Source organism: Duganella sp. Root198D2 (assembly GCF_001428585.1).
Classification (GTDB): Bacteria; Pseudomonadota; Gammaproteobacteria; order Burkholderiales; family Burkholderiaceae_D; genus Rugamonas.
On the sequence record NZ_LMIC01000044.1, the window covers coordinates 337,585 to 352,398 of the forward strand.

Consider the following 14,814-nt stretch of genomic DNA (forward strand, 5'->3'; position numbering starts at 1 on the left):
ATGTCGAAGCGAGCAAGTGCCGGTGCGGCTGCCGCGCTGCTGGCAGCATGCGCCCTGCTGACGCCAGCCGGTATCGGCATGGCCAAGTCCATCCATCCGGCCGAATCCCCGCGCGCCCGGCAGGATGCCGAGATCATGCTGCTGGAGATCTACAAGAACCTGCGCGCCAGCCAGCTGCAGGAGGCGATGGCCAAGGCCGACGCCCTGGTGCTGGCTTACCCCAATTTCCGCGTTGGGCACCTGATCCGCGGCGACCTGCTGCTGATGCACACCAAGCCGGTGGGCCAGCTCGGCGCCGGCGCCAGCGGTCCGGCAGACAAGCTGAACGATTTGCGCGACGAAGCGCGCGTGCGCCTGCAAACCCTGGTGGCGCGTCCCGGCCCGGGACTGGCGCCGCGCTCCGTGCTGCAGCTGCGTGCCGACATGCGCCATGTGCTGGTGGTCGACGCCACGCAGTCGCGCCTGTATGTCTACCAGAACAATAGCGGCGAACTGAAACTGGTGACCGACTATTACATCAGCCAGGGCAAGCTGGGCGTCGACAAGTTCCGCGAAGGCGACCAGAAGACCCCGCTCGGGGTGTACTACATCACCGGCCGCGTATCCGGCCCCAAGCTGCCCGACTTCTACGGCGCCAGCGCCCTGCGCATCAACTACCCGAATGAGTGGGACCGCCTGAACGGCCGCAGCGGCGGCGGCATCTTCCTGCATGGTACGCCGGCCGACAACTACAGCCGCCCGCCCCTGGCTTCCGATGGCTGCGTGGTGTTGACCAATGACGATTTGCGTAAGCTGGAAGGCACGGTCGATATCGGCAAGACCCCGGTGGTGATCGCCGGCCACCAGGAATTCATCAGCAAGGCCAAGTGGGACAACGAACGTTTCACCGCCAACCGCCTGGTTGAATCCTGGCGCGCGGACCTGGTAAGCGCCGACAGCAAGCGGCTGCTGAAAAATTATTCGGTCAAGTTCAAGTCGGCCAATGGCGAAGACTTGAAGACCTGGTACGAGAAGGACATGCGGCCGCTGGCCAGCGTCAATGGACTCAGCGTATCGCTCAGTGAAGTGACCATCTTCCGCTACCCAAGCCGCGACGACATGCTGGTCAGCACCTTCACCCTCGAATCGAAGATCGGCAAGAGCCGCTCCACCCAGCGCAAGCGCCAGTACTGGGCGCGTGAAGGCAGCGAGTGGAAGATCATCTTCGAAAGCATGATCTGAAAATTCCCCTGCGCACGCAGCTGCTCAGCTGCGCCGCGCTGGCGGCTATTGCCGTTGCGATCCTGCTGCTGCGGCGGCTGCCGCTTACGGGACTGCTGCAGGCCGGCTTGCCGTGGTGGCAGCAGAGCCTGGCGGGCATCGCAATCGGGTTTGCCGTGGGCGGCATATCCGCCCTGACCACCTTGCGCAAGCCCCATTCCGAAGCGGTGCGGCGCACGGTTGCCAGCTATGCGCGGCTTGACCTCGATGGCTTGAACCCGTTGTGGATTTCGCTCGCCGCCGGCGTTTCGGAAGAACTCCTGTTCCGCGCAGCGCTGCAGCCGCTGGCCGGAATCTGGGGCGCCAGCGTGCTGTTCCTGCTGGTCCATAGCGGCGCCTACGACTTCCGCCGCCTTGACCGCGCAGCGCTGTGGCAAGCCGGCGGCGTGTTCGGCATGAGCGTCCTGCTAGGCCTCGCCTTCGAATACGCTGGCTTGCTGTGCGTGATGATTGCCCACGCCATCGTCGACATCATCGGCCTTTACCTGGTGCGCCACCTGGCCACGCGCAAAGACTGAATGTCCACTTCGGGGTCAGGAACGAATGTGGACACTTGCTGTGAAATGTCCACTGTTGTTCCTGACCCCAAGGTGGACATCACTGGAAGGCGACCTCGGCGAAGCTGCGCAGTTTGCGGCTGTGCAACTTGTCGGAACCGAGGCCGCGCAGCAGTTCCAGCGCGCGGATGCCGATGCGCAGGTGCTGGTCGACGCGGTCGCGGTAGAACTGGTTGGCCATGCCGGGCAGCTTGATTTCGCCGTGCAGCGGCTTGTCGCTGACGCATAGCAGGGTGCCGTAAGGGACGCGGAAGCGGAAGCCGTTGGCGGCAATGGTGGCGCTTTCCATGTCCAGCGCTACCGCCCTGCTTTGGCTGAAACGGCGCTCCGGCGTGCGCTGCGGCAGCAGTTCCCAGTTGCGGTTGTCGGTACTGGCGACGGTGCCGGTGCGCAGTACGCGCTTCAGGTCATGGCCGCCCAGCTGCGTGACTTCCGCCACGGCCGACTCGATCGCCACCTGCACTTCGGCCAGGGCCGGGATCGGCACCCACAGCGGCAAATCCTCGTCCAGCACATGGTCTTCGCGCACGTAGCCGTGGGCCAGCACGTAGTCGCCCAGCTGCTGGGTGTTGCGCAGGCCGGCGCAGTGGCCCAGCATCAGCCAGGCGTGCGGGCGCAGTACCGCGATATGGTCGGTGGCTGTCTTGGCGTTGGCCGGGCCGACGCCGATATTCACCATGCTGATGCCGCTGCCGTCGGCGCGCACCAGGTGGTAGCCCGGCATCTGCGGCAGGCGCGGCGGCGCGGCGCCCAGGTCGTCGCCCGGCTGCATGGCGTGGCCGACACGGCGCGTGACGATATTGCCCGGTTCGACGAACGCTATATAGCCGTCGCTGTCCGGGCTGGCCATCAGTTCATGGCCCAGGCGCACGAATTCGTCGATGTAGAACTGGTAATTCGTGAACATCACGAAGTTCTGGAAGTGCTCGGGCGAGGTGCCGGTGTAATGGCGCAGGCGCTGCAGCGAATAGTCGACGCGCGGCGCGGTGAACAGCGACAGCGGCTGCGCTTCGCCCGGCGCTGCTTCAAACGTGCCATTGGCAATGCCGTCGTCCATCGCCGCCAGGTTGGGCAGGTCGAATACGTCGCGCATCAGCAGGCGGCGTTCGGCGCTCAGGCTGCCCTCGATATGGTCATGCTCGGCGAAGGAAAAGTGGATCGGGATCGGCTGGGAACTGAGCCCCACCTCGAGCTGCGTCTGCTGCTGGCCGTGGTTTTTCAGCAGCAGGCGGAATTGTTCGGTGTAATAGCCTTCGAACAGGTCGGGGCGCGTCAGCGTGGTCTCAAAAGCGCCAGGGCCGGCGACAAAGCCGTAAGACAGGCGCGAGTCGGCGCGCGCCACGGTCTCGGTCTGCACCCGTACGTACGGGTAGCAGGCGCGCACGCGCTCGGTCGGCGTTTCGCCTTCGACAAAGCGCTGCAGCGATTCGCGCAGGAAGCGGATACTATCGTCGTAAATTGCCCGGACCTGGGCCAGTGCTGCGGAAGGATCGTCAAACATGCGGGGTGCTACGTGGGGACGGCTGAACATCGTGCTACTCCTTTCTGCGGGCTTCGTCCTATTATAATGGCTGCATGTGGCAGAAATATTTAATCGGGCTGGTTGCGGCGGGAAGCACGGCGGGCGCGCTGGCGCAAGCGCCGTTAACCGTGGCCTGGCGCGAGAAACCGCCCTACTATTACTTTGACGAGAACAAGGTCGCGAAAGGCTTCATGCTGGAACGCGCCAAACAGGTCTTCGCTGCTGCCGGCGTGCCTGCGGTATTCGTCAACGAGCCGCAAAAGCGCATCTGGGCCCAGTTCAGCCACGGCACGCCGAATTACTGCTCCATCAGCTGGTACCGGCTGCCTGAGCGCGAGGCAGTGGCGCAGTACTCGGTGCCGGTCCATGCCGACCTGCCGCATGCCGTGCTGGCCGTGCCGGCGGTGGCGGCCCGTATCAGGGCCCACCAGAACCTGCAGGCCCTGCTTTCCGACAAATCGCTGACGCTGGCGGTGATCGATGGCGTTTCCTACGGCCCGGAACTCGATGCCCTGATCGGCACCAGCAAAAACCGGATCATGCGCAGGACGGTGGAAACCTCGGCCATGTTCCGCATGGTGGCCTTCGGCCGCGCCGACTACCTGTTCGTCGACCGCGAAGACTGGAACTATCTGCGGCTCAAATTCCCTGAGCTCCAGTCACTGGTATTGATCGATTTCGCCGACATGCCGCCCGGCCTGAAACGCTACGTCGTCTGCAGCCGCGACGTGCCGGCGGAAACGATGGAGCGCCTGAACCGCGCCATCCTGGCGCGCAGCGACACGCCGCGCCGCTAGCCTCAGATGCCCTTGGCGCCCAGCACTTGCATGCGCTGGCGCCACGCCGCCACCGCCGTGGCATCCATCTTGCCCGCGCCGCCGACCAGCGTCTTGCGCACCGGCGCAATGCCCACGAAGTTCAGGATATTGCGCTCCAGCGACTTCAGGCTGTGGGCGCAGAAGTACCAGCGATAGAACAGCGCCGGCATCCCCATCGTCACCACCACGCGTGCGCTGCGGCCAGCGAGCAGGCCGGCATGCAGCGGGTTCCTCGCCTGTCGGTCCAGGGCGAAACCTGGCCGCGCCACCTGCTCCAGGAAGGCTTTCAGGCTGGCCGGCATGTCGCCCAGCCAGAGCGGATAGAAAATCACGATATGCCGTGCTTCCGCGATGCTGCGCTTTACCGGCGCCAGGGCGGGCGGCAATTCGCCCTCTTCCCACTCGTGCGCATTGGCCAGCATCGGGAAATCCAGTTTGACCGGCGTGACGATCTCGGCCTGGTGCCCTGCCGCGCGCGCGGCGTCGACGTAGGCTTCCGCCAGCGCATGGCACAAATGCCCGCCGGCCGGATCAGGATGGCCCTGGATGACAAGGATCCTGCTCATGCGTCTTCCACCGTAACCAGGTTGCTCTGGGCCTCGGCGTATTCCAGCGCGTAAGCCAGTTCGCCCGGTGTATCGGCATGGATCGACAGGACAGGCTGCCCCACTTCCAGCCTGCTCCCAAGCGGCGCGAAGAAACGCACGCCTGCGGCTGCGGCGCGCGGTGCACCGGCCAGCTTGGCGAGGGTGGCCAGCTTGCGGTTGTCGATGGCGATCACACGGCCGGCATGGCGTGCTTCCAGCGCATGGGTGCAGGCAGCAACCGGTGGCTGGCGCATACCGCCTTGCGCTGCGCAGATGGCCTGGAACCTGGCCCAGGCGGCACCGGAATCCAGGGTCTGCGCGGCCAGTAGCATGCCTTGCCCGGGAGCAGCGCGGCCGCCCAGTTCCAGCACCCCTGCAGCCAAGGCCAGTGCGCGCTGGCGCAAATCCTGCGGCGCAGTGGGCGCACCTTGCAATACCGCCAGCACGTCCATCGCCTCCAGTGCCGGGCCGATGCCGACGCCAACCGGCTGGCTGCCGTCGCTGAGCACGCATTGCACCGCCAGGCCCAAGGCTTGGCCGGCCCCTTCCAGGCGCGCCGCCAGCTGCTGCGCGGCCTGTTCGGAGCGCACCTTGGCGGTGCGGCCGACCGGTATGTCGATCAGCACGTGGCTGGCGCCGGCCGCCAGCTTCTTCGACAACACCGAAGCGACCAGCAAGCCATCGCTATCGAGTTCCAGCGGGCGTTCGACGCGAATCAGCACGTCGTCGGCCGGGCTCAGGGTGACACTGCCGCCCCACACGATGCAGCCGCCTTCCTGCTGCACCACGCGGCGCATGGCGTCGATGCCGATCGCGACCGGTGCCAGGGTTTCCATGGTGTCGGCCGTGCCTGCCGGCGAGGTAATGGCGCGCGAGGACGTCTTCGGCATGGTCATGCCGCAGGCCGCAACGATCGGCACCACCAGCAGCGTGGTGCGGTTGCCCGGCAGGCCACCGACGCAGTGCTTGTCCACCACCACCTGCGATGGCCAGTGCATGCGCTGGCCCGCCGCCGCCATGGCGCGCGTCAAGGCGATGGTTTCCGCCAGGTCGAGGCGGTTGCCGGAGCAGGCCGTGATAAAGCTGGCGAGGTGGATGTCCGGATAGCGGCCGGCGGCGATATCGGCAATGATGGCTTGCGCCGCCGTATCGTCCAGCGGACGGCCGTGGATCTTGCCGCGCACCGCCGCGAAAGAAGCCAGCGGCGCCGGGTGGCTTACGCTGACCGGTGCGCCCGGCGCCGCGCCCAGCGCTTCCCAGGCTGCCTCGGACAAGCCGATATCCTGCTCATCCAGCAGGCCGCCATCAACCACGTTCAGCGTGGCGGCGACGGTCCGCCCGCCGCATTGCAATTCAATACGCGATTGCGCTTCAAAGCCCTCGGCCAGGCATACCTTGCAGTCGCGCCGCATATAGGCCACCGGCTGCTGGTAGGTGTCGATGCCAAGCCGCCTGGCACGTAGTGCGTATCCCATGGTTCACTCCTTTCGCCCAGCCTAAGCGATAGCCGCGGCGCCCGGAATGACCTGGATCAATTTCAGAAGCTGCGTGCCAGACCCAGGACCACTTTGCTGTGCACCTTGCTGGAAGGTGCAACGGTGTAGCCGCCGTAGCCGCCACCGGAACTTGCGCCCTGGCGGCGCAGGCGCGCGGTATCGAGCGAGACCTGCATTTGCCAGCCTTCGAGGGCCGTCCCGACGCCGATGCGTCCTTCGGCGCGGTTGGTGGCCGCATTGCCGGGCGCGGCCAGGTAGCCGCCGCGCCAGAAGTAGCGCCAGCCGGCAGCGAGCGGTGCGCCGCCATTGAGTTCAGCATACACCGTGCGTTCGCGGAAGCCGAGATAGTCGGGTGAATAATGCAGGCGTGCCGAGTAGTTTTCAAAGGACATGCCGACAAACAGCTCGCGAAAATTCCAATCCGGGGCGCCGTGGAAGGCGTAAGCGGAAAGGCCGGCCTCCCACGACAGGCCGGATTGCAGGCGCTCGGCATAACCGGCATACCCCAGCCACTGTGCGTTGCGGTGCGATTGCGGCGCCAGCTGGCCGCTGACCACCTGGCCGCCGGCAAACCAGTCGTTGGCGCCATCGACGTCAAGCGAGAGCCGCGCTGCCGGCTTGCCGGAACTGAGGGAGATGCCGCGATACATATAGTCCGACACAATGCCGGCGCTGCCGCTTACCTGTGCCTGTGCGCTCGCTGCGAAGATGCAGGCCAGCCCGGTCAGGGCGATCGTGCCAGGTTGTCGGAGGAAGGGTTGGGGCATGCGCAGGGACATTTACCGGTAATGCGCATGATGGTGGCGCAAAGATCTATCCCCGTCAACGGTGCGGGGCCATTGCTGCGAACGATGCCCTCATGCAGGCGCTCGCTGCTTAGCTGCGGCTTGAGTTCGCCGATCAGGGCCAGCATGCCGCTGACATGTGCGGCGGCGTAGGAGGATCCCGAAACCATGCCCCAGCGCGCGCCAGGCATGGTGGTCGGCACGTCGCGCCCAGGTGCGAGCAGGCATTGGGCGCCGTGGTGCGGTGCATCGTCGGCGGCGACGGCGAACACGCCGGGACTGTTGGCCGGAAAGCCGCCATCGCTGCGCGCCGGATCGATCGCGCCCACCACGCGGATGCCGCGCACCTGCGCCACGCCGACCAGCTGCTGCAGCAGGCGGTCCGGCGGGCCGGACAGGCTCAGGTTGATGACTTGCGCGTTGTGCAGCAAGGCGTAGTTGAGGGCCTTGGCCAGCGTGAAGCTGTTGCAGCGCGTGCCGCTGTCCGCCTGCCAGCAGGCGCGCAGGGCCATCAGGCGCGCCTCCGGCGCGATGCCGGCGATGCCGATGCCGTTGTCGGCGCGCGCAGCGATGACGCCTGCTACCGCCGTGCCATGTTCTTCGGCTATGTAAGACTGGCCGTCAACGAAGTTTTCCTGCACTGTGACCTGCCCCGCCAGGTCGGGATGGCTGGTTTCGATACCGCTGTCGATCACCGCCACCAGCACCTTGCGGCCGGTGGCCGATTTGCGCACCTGTTCCAGCTGCCAGGGCGCGGCGGCGGGCTGCACGCGGTACAGCGGGTCGCCCGACACGCCCGCTGCACCGGCACCGCCTTGCGCGCTGAAGTCCTGGATCGATTGCGCCCACGCCACGCGGCTGTCGCGCGACAGCGCAGCCAGCACCGCGGCCGGATCCTGGCCTGCTGCCAGGCGCATGCGGAAGCAGTCCACGTTCAGCGCCGGCATCGGCCAGTCTTCCATCATTTGCAAGCCATGCTCGCGCGCCAGTGCGGCAGCGATGCGCTGGCGCGCCTGGCGCCCGGAGTCATCGCGGTAGCTGGCGCCGCTGTAGCCGTCGGCCCGGAAGTGCGGCGCCGGCAGGTGCAGCATGACGAGGATTTCTGCTGCGGCCGCGGCGGCCGCAGCGGCAACCGCGGGCTGGGCCTGGGCCGCTTGCGCGCCCGGTATCCAGGCCAAAGCACACAGCGTGCAAACGATCGATGCAGCCCAACGCCTCACTGCTTGCCCTCCGCTGCCAGCGCTTCGGCCAATTCAACTGCGGGATCGGCGCGCAGGGCCGCCAGCACGGCGGCGCGGCGCGCCGGTTCGACATCCAGCAGCCAGGCTCCGGTGGCAGTCGGGCCGCCAAGCAGGTGCGCGCCAGGTGTTTTCAGCAACCGCTGCACGTCCTGCACGCTGGCATCGGCCTTGAACACCAGCAGCACGTCCGGCGTGGCCGCGGGCGCGCTGCCGAGCGCCTTGTACTCGGGCGGTGAGCCGGACGGCAGCATATTCGCCGCCAGCACCACGATCACCAGGGCCTGCGCCGCGATGGCCCAGCCCTTCCAGTCGCCGGGTCCGCGCAGCCAGTCCAGCAAAGCACCGGCGAAGCGGGCCGGCTGGAGCGAAGGTGCCGGCGCCTGCTCCAGCCGCGGCATCAGGCGCGCCAGGGCGCGCTCCGGATCCAGGCCGGCCGGCAACGGGGCTGCCGTTTCGATCAGGCGCCGCTGCCAGGCCAGTTCGGCGCGGCATGCAGGGCAATCGCGCAAATGCCGCTGCACGCGTCCTGCCTCGCCGTCGGCCAGCGAGCCGGCGGCATACCAGGGCAGCAGTGCCTGCATGTCCTGGTGCTCCGCAACGTTCGATGGGTCTTGCATGTTCATCTTGATTCTTCCATATGGTCGGACAACATGTCCTTTAAGCGCAGGCGTGCATGGAACATGCGCGTCTTGACGGTATTTACCGGGCAGCCTATGGTTTCAGCAATCTCCTGGTAGGCCATGCCGTGATAGTAGGTCAGGGCGACTACGGCGCGCTGCTCCAGCGGCAAGGCGTCCAGGGCCCGGCCGACTCCCCGCTGCAGCTGGAGCGCAGCCAGCGCGTGCTCGGGTTCGTGCCACTCTTCACCGGCGACGTCCGGCGCCTCCTCCAGAGGCTCGTCCAGCCCGCGCAGGGCTTTCAGGGCCTGGCGGTAGGCAATGCCGAAGATCCAGGTCGAAACCTTGCTGCTGCCGTCGTAAGTCGACGCTTTCTGCCATACCACCAGCATGGTGTCGTTGACGATTTCTTCCAGCAGCGGCACGTTGCGCGTCATGCGGTCGAGGAAACGGGCCAGGCGCGGGAAGTAGGCGCGGTACAGGGCCTGGAAGGCCAGGCGATCGCCGCCCCCTACCAGCCGTATCAGCGCACCGTCGTCCACGTCGCCTGTCACTCCCGCCCTCCTGCCAAATCGCATGCACTTTTCTCCTTTTTACGCCCGTGAATACACGGCGGGAGCAAAAAGGTTCAAAGAATCTTCAAAAATATTTCCCCACCTGATTTTGAACCATTTTCGCGTGCGCCGGTATTGACCGTAACAACATTGACAGAATGTTCAGCACCTGTGTTCGCTCAAACTGCCGTCTGCGGCCCCGCCCTGCTTTCGCCCGACCTGGCCGCCATGCTGCGCTTGCTGGTGCTGGCGCCGCTGCTGGAGGAATGGGTGGTGCGCGCCGGGCTGCATGCATGGCTGGCGCCGCGCTATGGCGCCACGCTGGCCGTGCTGGCCAGCGCAGCGGCATTCAGCGCCCTGCACCTGGGCTCCGGGACGCTGGCGGCGGCGCTGGTATTCGGGCCGGGCCTGGCGTTCGGGCTGGCATACCAGCGCTGGCGCGACTGGCGGCTGTGCGCCCTGCTGCACAGTGCATGCAATGCCTGGGCCCTGTCGATGTGTGCTTGAACAACTCACCAACCACGGGAGCAGCAATGAAACATCACCGACTTTGGGCTTCGCTGGCATTAGGCCTGGTGCAGGCGGCGCATTTCGCGCAGGCTGCCGATGCCCTGAACGGCAAGAACCTTTACCTGAACGGTCCAACCTCCGGCGGCACCAGCTGCGCCGCCTGCCACAGCGCGTCACCGGCCAATAACGTCAGCAACATACAGGCAGCAGCGAATAATCCGTCAGTGATCAGCTCCGCTTTCGCCGCCAATAAAGGCGGCATGGGCACACTCTACAACGGGAAATTCAGTGCCGCCGAAATCGCTGACCTGGCGGCCTTCATCGGCAACCCGAACGTGAGCGCGGCGCCGGCGGCATCCGTGACCCCGGCCACGCTTTCGTTCGGCGGCGCGACCGTGGGGCAGGACAGCGCTGCACTGGCCACGACGCTATCCAACACCGGCACGGCAACGCTGAACATCGGCAGCATTGCAGTTGGCGGCAGCAACGGCGGCGACTTCCGTGTCACGGGAGGCAGCTGCGCATCCAATTCAGCCCTGTCGCCAGGCGCCAACTGCACCGTGCAGCTGGTGTTCCGCCCGAGCGCCAGCGGCGCCCGCAGCGGCGCGCTGACCGTGGGCCACAATGCCACCGGCGGCTCCAGCAGCGTCGCGCTTTCCGGCACCGGCAACGCGGTGGCCCAGGCCACGCTGTCGCTATCGGCCACGGCGCTTGACTATGGCGCGCTGCTGGTCAACGCCCCCTCCCAGCGCACGCTTACACTGAGCAATAGCGGCCAGGCTGCCCTGAACTTTTCCTCCATCGGCGTCAGCGGCGCCCAGGCCGGCTACTTCACGCTGGGCGGTACTTGCGCGGCCGGCACGCCACTGGCAACCGGCGCCAATTGCACCGTCGTGCTGCAAGCCCTGCCAACCGCGGCGGGTGCCTTTGCAGCCAGCTTGAACCTGGCATCGAACGCGAGTAACGCAAACGTGACGCTCACTCTGTCCGGCAACGCGGCCGCCCCTTCACCTGCCATCGGTGCCAACCCGGGCGCGGTCGCCTTCGGCCTGTGGACCATTGGCGCCACGCCGCTGGCGCAGCAAGTTACCCTGGACAATCGAGGCAATGTGGCGCTGGCCATCAGCAGCATCGCCGTCAACGGCGCGCCGGGCATCACGATCGCCAGCGGCAGCGATTGCGGCAGCAGCCTGGCGGTTGGTGCAAGCTGCACGGTGCCACTGGCGTTTGCTCCGGCGGCGACGGGCGATGTGGCAGGCACTTTGCTGGTACGCTCCAACGCCGCCGACCTGTCGCTGGCAGTGACCGGCTCCGGCACCACTTTGCCAGTGGCGCGTCCGGCTTTGAGCAACCGCGGCCCGGTGGCCTTCGCCGATACCCAGGTGGGGCAACAATCGGCCGTACAACGTAATACGCTGACAAATAGCGGCACCGGTGCTTTGAAAATAGCGTCGCTGGTTCTCGGCGGCAGCAATCCTGGCGACTTCGCACTGGCCGGCAGTTGCGCCGCCGACGCCACGCTGAGCCCAGGCGCAAGCTGCACGATTGACGCCACCTTCAAGCCGGCTGCAGCCGGCGTACGTAACGCCGACATGCTGCTGGTGACCGACGGCGGCGCCCAACTCACCGTGCGCCTGAACGGCAATGCCAGCGCAGTCCCCGCGCCATCGCCTACGCTCGGCGTGGCGCCGCAAGCCTTCGACTTTGGCAGCACTGCCGCCGGCGGCGCCGGCCTGGTCAAGCGCTTCACCCTGTCCAACACCGGATCCGCTGCGCTGGTACTGAACGGGCTGGCTTTCAGCGGCCCATTTGCGCTTGCGACTGGTGAAGTTAACGCCTGCGGCGCCTTCCCGCTGACATTGCAAGCCGGCGCTTCCTGCGAACTGCCAGTGCGCTTTACCCCGACTGCGGCAGGCGGCGCAACCGGCAGCGCGACCCTGCAGGCCGGCGGCGCAAGCTGGCAGGTCGCCCTCAGCGGCCAGGGTTCGAACGGCGCAGCGCCTGCCGGCGCGACGCAGAACAGCGGCGGCGGCGGATGCTCGTCGATCAGCGGCGGCAATGACCCGATGCTGGCCATCCTGGTGGTACTGGCTGCCGGCGTGCTGCTGTGGCGCCGCCGCCAGGCGCACTTGCTGGCGGCGGCAGCCGCGCTGGCAGTCGCCGGCCAGGCCATGGCGCTGGAGCCGGGCCAGGCTGCTCCCGCGTTCTCGCTGAGCGGACCGGCCGGCACCGTCAAGCTGGAGCACTACCAGGGCAAGCTGGTGTACATCGACTTCTGGGCCTCGTGGTGCGGTCCCTGCCGCCAGTCCTTCCCATGGATGAACGAGATGCAGGCCCGCTACGGTGGCCAGGGCCTGCAGGTGGTCGGTATCAATGTCGATGCCAAGACCGATGACGCGCGCAGCTTCCTGAACGCCACCCCTGCCAGCTTCGTGATCGCCTTCGACCCGAACGGCACGGCGCCGCGCACCTATGGCGTGAAAGGCATGCCCAGCAGCGTGCTGATCGGGCCCGACGGGAAAGTGCTGTATGAGCACAGCGGCTTCCGTCCTGCCGATCGCACCGTGCTGGAAGCGCGCATCAAGACTGCGCTGGGAGCGCGGCAATGAGCGCGCGCCTGCTGCTAATCAGCGCCGTGCTGGCCGCTCTCTCCGGCTGTGCCCTGAAACCCGTGCAGCCCTGGGAGAAAGGCGAGCTGTCGCGCACCGACATGCTGATCCAGGGCGACGGCCTGGAGACGCGCTTCAATGAACACATTTACACCAGCAAGGAAGCTGCTTCCGGCGGCAGTGCCGTGGGCGGCGGCGGCTGCGGCTGCAACTGACAAGGATCGACATGGATAACAAACCACACAACGGCGTGCCGGTCGGCCAGGCCCTGTTGGCTGCAGCCCTGCTGCTGCCGGGGATTGGCGCCGTGCATGCAGAGACGCCGCCGGAACGGGGCAGCATCGGCGTGAAATACCTGTACTACAAGGAAGACCAGCCGGGCCTCGACCGTGTACGCGTACATGCACCGGCGGTGTCGGTGCTGGCGCCCATCGCCGGTGAATGGTCGGTGGCTGCCAGCGCCACCGTGGACGACGTTTCCGGCGCCTCGCCGCGCTATCACACGGCCGTCTCCGGGGCTTCGCGCATGGACGACTTGCGCAAAGCGGGCGATGTGACCGCCACGCGATACCTGCCGCGCGGCACGGTCAGCGTTTCGGCGGCGTATTCGACTGAGCATGATTACGTGTCGCGCGCACTGTCGCTGCAGGCATCCCTTTCCAGCGAGGACAAGAACACCACCTGGAACTTTGGCCTGGGCGGTTCGGATGACAGCATCGATCCTGTCAACCATATCGTGCAGGATGCGGGGCGCCAGACCGTGAGCGTGCTGGCCGGCGTGACGCGGGTGCTGACGCCGGTTGACGTCGGCCAGTTCACGCTGACCCACACGCAGGGGCATGGCTATTACTCCGATCCGTACAAGCTGGCCGACAAGCGGCCCGATTCGCGGCGACAGGATACGGCCCTGCTGCAGTGGAACCACCGATTCGTCGCACTCGGCGCGAGCAGCAGGCTCAGTTACCGCTATTACCGCGACAGCTACGGCATCAGCGCACATACCCTCGGTGCCGAATGGGTTCAGGGTTTGGGCGATGGCTGGACTGTCACGCCTGCCGTGCGGCTGTACACGCAGCGTGCGGCCGACTTCTATTTCGATCCGGTGTACGACAGCCAGCTTGGCGCACCCTTCCCGCCTGGCTATGTATTCGGCAGCCCGCAAGCCAGTTCGGCCGACCAGCGCCTGTCCGGCTTCGGCGCGGCCACGCTGGGCGTGAAGCTGGCCAAGCAGCTCAATCGCGACTGGGCGGTCGACTTCAAAGTGGAGCGCTACGAGCAGCGCGCGGTGTGGCGCCTGTTTGGCAGCGGCAGCCCGGGGCTGGCGCCAATGCGGGCAGTCAGCCTGCAAATTGGAGTGACACGGCAGTGGTAAGCCCGATATTCACGATCGACTTCCAGGCGATGGCCAGCCGCTGCGAGATCCGGCTGGCCGCAGCCACCTGCACCGAAGCGCGGGCACTGGCAGAACCGGCGCTCGACGAAGTACGCCGGATCGAAGCCAAATACTCGCGCTATCGCGCCGACAGTATCGTGAGCCGTATCAATGCGGCGGCCGGCGTATCCGAGGTTGCCTGTGATGACGAGACCCTGGCGCTGCTGGAGTATGCGGATGCAGTGTATCGCAGCAGCGGCGGGCGTTTCGACATCACTTCCGGCGTACTGCGCAAGGTGTGGGACTTCCGTATGGGGACCGTGCCGTCGCCGCGCTCGCTGGAGCAGCTGTTGCCGCTGGTTGGCTGGCAGCAGGTGCGGCGGGAAGGCGGCAGCGTGATGCTGTCCCGGGCCGGCATGGAGCTCGATTTCGGCGGGTTCGGCAAAGAGTACGCCGTTGACCGTGCGGCGGAGATCCTCAGCGCGCAGGGTGTGCAGCATGGCTATGTGAACCTGGGCGGCGACATGCGTTTCCTGGGCCCTCGGCCGGATGGCGAAGAGTGGAGCATCGGGATCCAGCATCCGCGCGATACGCGCTCCACCGTTGCCAGCGTCCCCTTCACCCGGGGTGCGCTGGCGACGAGCGGCGATTATGAGCGCTATTTCGAGGCGGATGGACGGCGCTATTGCCACATCCTCGATCCCCGCAACGGCATGCCGGTGTCGTATTGGCGCTCGGTGAGCGTGGTGTCGCCGATGGCCATTTCCGCCGGCAGCTGCAGTACCACCGCCATGCTGCTGCAGCGGGATGGATTGGAATTCCTGGAGCAATCTGGCTTGTCTTTCCTGGCGATTGACCAGGAAGGGCGAATTTTTCGGAGGTGAAT

The 14,814-nt window shown here is 66.5% G+C and carries 15 protein-coding genes; 8 read left to right on the forward strand and 7 right to left on the reverse strand.

All coding sequences use genetic code 11. From position 1 onward, the window contains the following. Together ASE26_RS23445 and ASE26_RS23450 are read left to right on the forward strand one after the other, a co-directional pair. Positions 1-1,221: a murein L,D-transpeptidase family protein gene (locus ASE26_RS23445; RefSeq protein WP_055925335.1), complete on the forward strand. Its 1,221-nt coding sequence runs from the start codon at positions 1-3 to the stop codon at positions 1,219-1,221. Further along, a complete protein-coding gene (locus ASE26_RS23450) occupies positions 1,191-1,778 on the forward strand; it encodes a CPBP family intramembrane glutamic endopeptidase (RefSeq protein ID WP_055924985.1) in 588 nt (195 codons plus the stop codon). Before ASE26_RS23445 ends, ASE26_RS23450 begins: the two co-directional genes overlap by 31 nt. A gap of 79 nt (positions 1,779-1,857) precedes the next feature. Here the strand turns inward: ASE26_RS23450 and ASE26_RS23455 are convergent, their stop codons facing one another. Then, positions 1,858-3,348, reverse strand: a complete 1,491-nt coding sequence (locus ASE26_RS23455; RefSeq protein WP_055924988.1) for an AMP nucleosidase — start codon at positions 3,346-3,348, stop codon at positions 1,858-1,860. 44 nt (positions 3,349-3,392) lie between these two features. Between ASE26_RS23455 and ASE26_RS23460 the strand changes: the two genes are divergently transcribed. Continuing rightward, positions 3,393-4,136: an ABC transporter substrate-binding protein gene (locus tag ASE26_RS23460; protein WP_057247030.1), complete on the forward strand. Its 744-nt coding sequence runs from the start codon at positions 3,393-3,395 to the stop codon at positions 4,134-4,136. A 2-nt stretch (positions 4,137-4,138) separates the two neighbouring features. On the opposite strand, the gene ASE26_RS23465 is transcribed toward ASE26_RS23460, so the two are convergent. From ASE26_RS23465 to ASE26_RS23490, 6 genes are all read right to left on the reverse strand, one after another. Then, complete coding sequence (locus tag ASE26_RS23465; protein ID WP_055924992.1) at positions 4,139-4,723, reverse strand: NAD(P)H-dependent oxidoreductase; 585 nt, start codon at positions 4,721-4,723, stop codon at positions 4,139-4,141. After that, the gene (locus tag ASE26_RS23470; RefSeq protein WP_055924995.1) at positions 4,720-6,219 is read right to left on the reverse strand and encodes a thymidine phosphorylase family protein; all 1,500 of its coding nucleotides are present in this window, start codon (positions 6,217-6,219) and stop codon (positions 4,720-4,722) included. The genes ASE26_RS23465 and ASE26_RS23470 overlap by 4 nt, the downstream gene beginning before the upstream one ends. Before the next feature lie 62 nt (positions 6,220-6,281). Beyond that, positions 6,282-7,007 carry a TorF family putative porin gene (locus ASE26_RS23475; RefSeq protein WP_162246528.1) on the reverse strand — a complete coding sequence of 242 codons (726 nt, stop codon included), beginning with the start codon at positions 7,005-7,007 and terminating at the stop codon, positions 6,282-6,284. Further along, on the reverse strand, positions 6,965-8,245 hold the full coding sequence (locus ASE26_RS23480) for a S8 family serine peptidase (protein WP_229207036.1): 1,281 nt from the start codon (positions 8,243-8,245) through the stop codon (positions 6,965-6,967). The genes ASE26_RS23475 and ASE26_RS23480 overlap by 43 nt, the downstream gene beginning before the upstream one ends. After that, positions 8,242-8,889 carry a zf-HC2 domain-containing protein gene (locus ASE26_RS23485; RefSeq protein ID WP_055925003.1) on the reverse strand — a complete coding sequence of 216 codons (648 nt, stop codon included), beginning with the start codon at positions 8,887-8,889 and terminating at the stop codon, positions 8,242-8,244. The genes ASE26_RS23480 and ASE26_RS23485 overlap by 4 nt, the downstream gene beginning before the upstream one ends. Next, a complete protein-coding gene (locus ASE26_RS23490; protein WP_055925007.1) occupies positions 8,886-9,461 on the reverse strand; it encodes an RNA polymerase sigma factor in 576 nt (191 codons plus the stop codon). The genes ASE26_RS23485 and ASE26_RS23490 overlap by 4 nt, the downstream gene beginning before the upstream one ends. Before the next feature lie 147 nt (positions 9,462-9,608). On the opposite strand from ASE26_RS23490, the gene mrtJ reads away from it, so the two are divergent. From mrtJ to ASE26_RS23520, 5 genes are read left to right on the forward strand one after another with little or no spacing between them, the layout of a single operon-like run. After that, on the forward strand, positions 9,609-9,944 hold the full coding sequence (mrtJ, locus tag ASE26_RS23495) for a JDVT-CTERM system glutamic-type intramembrane protease (protein WP_229207037.1): 336 nt from the start codon (positions 9,609-9,611) through the stop codon (positions 9,942-9,944). Between the two features lie 26 nt (positions 9,945-9,970). Next, complete coding sequence (locus tag ASE26_RS23500; RefSeq protein ID WP_082507077.1) at positions 9,971-12,556, forward strand: choice-of-anchor D domain-containing protein; 2,586 nt, start codon at positions 9,971-9,973, stop codon at positions 12,554-12,556. Beyond that, the gene (locus ASE26_RS23510; RefSeq protein ID WP_055925014.1) at positions 12,553-12,771 is read left to right on the forward strand and encodes a DUF4266 domain-containing protein; all 219 of its coding nucleotides are present in this window, start codon (positions 12,553-12,555) and stop codon (positions 12,769-12,771) included. Before ASE26_RS23500 ends, ASE26_RS23510 begins: the two co-directional genes overlap by 4 nt. An 11-nt stretch (positions 12,772-12,782) precedes the next feature. Next, entirely contained in the window at positions 12,783-13,928 is a 1,146-nt protein-coding gene (locus ASE26_RS23515; protein WP_055925016.1) for a DUF3570 domain-containing protein, read from the forward strand. Further along, a complete protein-coding gene (locus tag ASE26_RS23520) occupies positions 13,922-14,812 on the forward strand; it encodes an FAD:protein FMN transferase (protein ID WP_229207038.1) in 891 nt (296 codons plus the stop codon). Before ASE26_RS23515 ends, ASE26_RS23520 begins: the two co-directional genes overlap by 7 nt. The last annotated feature ends 2 nt before the right edge of the window (positions 14,813-14,814 follow it).